The organism is Nostoc sp. (assembly GCF_035638895.1).
In the GTDB taxonomy this organism is placed as follows: domain Bacteria; phylum Cyanobacteriota; class Cyanobacteriia; order Cyanobacteriales; family Nostocaceae; genus Nostoc.
The window spans coordinates 1-2,178 of the sequence record NZ_DASQZC010000544.1; the positions used below are offsets into that span (position 1 = coordinate 1).

The window sequence follows — 2,178 nt, forward strand, 5'->3', positions numbered from 1 at the left end:
ATTGTTGAAAACCGATGAGGATCAAGAACTTAAAGCGATCGCAGCTACAGCACTGGGGCAAATGGGTAGTGTTGCGATTACTTCACTAACTGAACTTCTAGCAGATGAAGATACAAGGCTTTTAGCAGTGCGATCGCTTTCTTGCATTCCCCAAACAGAAACCATCACACCGCTATTAAGTGTAGTACAAGATCCACAAGCAACAATCCGCACGGCTGCAATTGAAGCCCTCAGCAGCTTTCATGACGAACGTGTGCCGCCAGTATTGTTAAACGCTTTAGATGATATAGCCGCCACGGTTAGGCGTGCAGCAATACTTGGTTTAGGTTTTCGCCCTGACTCACGGGAAGCATTAGATTTGGTGAAGAGATTACAACCTAAGCTTTACGACTTTAATATTGATGTTTGTTGTGCAGCCGCAGTTTCCCTTTCTCGAATGGGTTGTGATCAGGCAGCTCAGGAATTATTTAAGCTGCTAATATCACCCCATACACCGCTACCACTGCAATTAGAAACCATCCGCGCTTTAAGTTGGCTGGGGACGTTATCTAGTTTGGAATATTTACAAACAGCATTTCATCAAATCACTTCAGAGACACTTTGGCAAGAAATTGTTACAGTTTTGGGGCGAGTGCAAAAGCCGCAAACTACACTAGCCGTAGAAATATTATTGCAAATACTGCAATCGCAGCATCCAGCCACAAAGATTGCCAGTGTTACAAGTGCGATCGCTTTATCTTTAGGGCAGTTAAGCGAAATGCAAGCTATTGAACCATTGATTTCGCTTCTAGCTGATCCTAATGCATCGGTGAGACTACATGCGATCGCAGCATTAAAAAATTTGGATAGGGAAGCCACATATCAACAATTGCAGCAGTTAGCCAATAACCCTGAACTCACACCAGATTTACAACAAGGAATAGCGATCGCTTTGGCTGAGTGGTGAATTTATCTTCAAATCAAAAATTTTTCGTACTACTGACAGATGTTTTTAATACTGTGTTTTGTGGCATTCTTCCTGCTTGATTCCTAACTTAAAATACTAGAGGCTCAAAATGTCTAACACTCAAAATATGACAAAGGAACAACTTCTCAAAACAATTGAGAGGTTAGAAAATAATCCAAATGATAGAGTTGGAACTCTCGCTGATGTCGGAATTACAGTATTAGGTGCTGCTGGGGCTGGAGCAGCAGCAGCAGTTTTAGGAACAACAACAGCTTCCATACCAATTCTCACAGCAATAACAGGTGTAGGTTTGGACAACTCTTAGTTGTTGCACACACCGATCGAGGAGACAAAGTACGAATTATCAGCGCTCGAAAAGCCACCCGTCAGGAGAAAAGGTTTTATGAAGAAAGAAATTGAGAATGAAATGGAAGACGAATTACGTTCTGAGTACGATTTTGCTCAAATGGAGGGAGGCACCAGAGGCAAGTATATTGAGCGGTATCGTCAGGGAACAAATTTAGTACTTTTAGATCCCGATGTTGCCCAAGCTTTTCCTAATGATAAGACAGTGAATGACGCATTGAGGTTGTTAATTCAAGTTGCCCAACGCCAGCAGCCTAACACTGTGGTGCAGCAGACAGAATAGAAATAGTCAATATTAAGTCGTAATTAGTAGATATAAATATGACGATCGCAGCCGTATCTGTAAGTTGCACAAAAACTTGTGTTACTGACACCTGATAATCTGTTGCATAATGTGATGGCTTAAAAATCTTATCTAAAAATTCATATATTTCAGCAAAAAATAGTCAAGTCTTTTTTGGGGATATTTTCCCAAAAATTCCGTGCAAAGCGGATACTTGATGACAAAGGCGGTAAAACCTGGTTTATACAATGTAAATCAGATAAAAAATACTGTAACAAACTATACTAAATTGCTGATAAAAAACCGTTAACTTAATGAAACTGATAAATGTAATTCAGGCTACATAAAAATGCGCCTAGAGCAGTTGCAAGCCTTTCTGGCGATCGCACAAACCGGCAGCTTTCAACAAGCAGCGCGAACATCTGGTGTTACCCAATCGACAATTAGTCGCCAAATCCAGGCATTGGAAGCAGATTTGGGTATAGAACTGTTTCACAGAACTAATCATGCAAAATTAACGCTGGGAGGTGAATGTTTACTACCCCGTGCCCGGAAAATTTGCCAAGAATGGCAGACAGCTACA

4 protein-coding genes and 1 pseudogene are annotated in these 2,178 nt (G+C 41.1%); all 5 read left to right on the forward strand.

Features of this window, described 5'->3' with window-relative positions:
• Positions 1–946 (forward strand): HEAT repeat domain-containing protein (locus VE944_RS26730; protein ID WP_324984346.1); only part of this gene is annotated, 946 nt, incomplete at its 5' end.
• A gap of 109 nt (positions 947–1,055) precedes the next feature.
• Complete coding sequence (locus tag VE944_RS26735; protein ID WP_324984349.1) at positions 1,056–1,271, forward strand: hypothetical protein; 216 nt, start codon at positions 1,056–1,058, stop codon at positions 1,269–1,271.
• 23 nt (positions 1,272–1,294) lie between these two features.
• Positions 1,295–1,366 (forward strand): annotated as a pseudogene (locus VE944_RS26740) (BrnT family toxin); the annotation flags it as partial.
• Complete coding sequence (locus VE944_RS26745; protein WP_324984352.1) at positions 1,350–1,595, forward strand: hypothetical protein; 246 nt, start codon at positions 1,350–1,352, stop codon at positions 1,593–1,595. The pseudogene VE944_RS26740 and the gene VE944_RS26745, both read left to right, overlap by 17 nt.
• Before the next feature lie 349 nt (positions 1,596–1,944).
• On the forward strand, positions 1,945–2,178 hold a 234-nt coding region (locus VE944_RS26750), incomplete at its 3' end, for a LysR family transcriptional regulator (protein ID WP_324984355.1).

Bases quoted from the DNA above. Each gene is read 5' to 3' on its own strand.
- VE944_RS26735 (WP_324984349.1), top strand. From the start codon at position 1,056: ATGTCTAACACTCAAAATATGACAAAGGAACAACTTCTCAAAACAATT.
- VE944_RS26745 (WP_324984352.1), top strand. From the start codon at position 1,350: ATGAAGAAAGAAATTGAGAATGAAATGGAAGACGAATTACGTTCTGAG.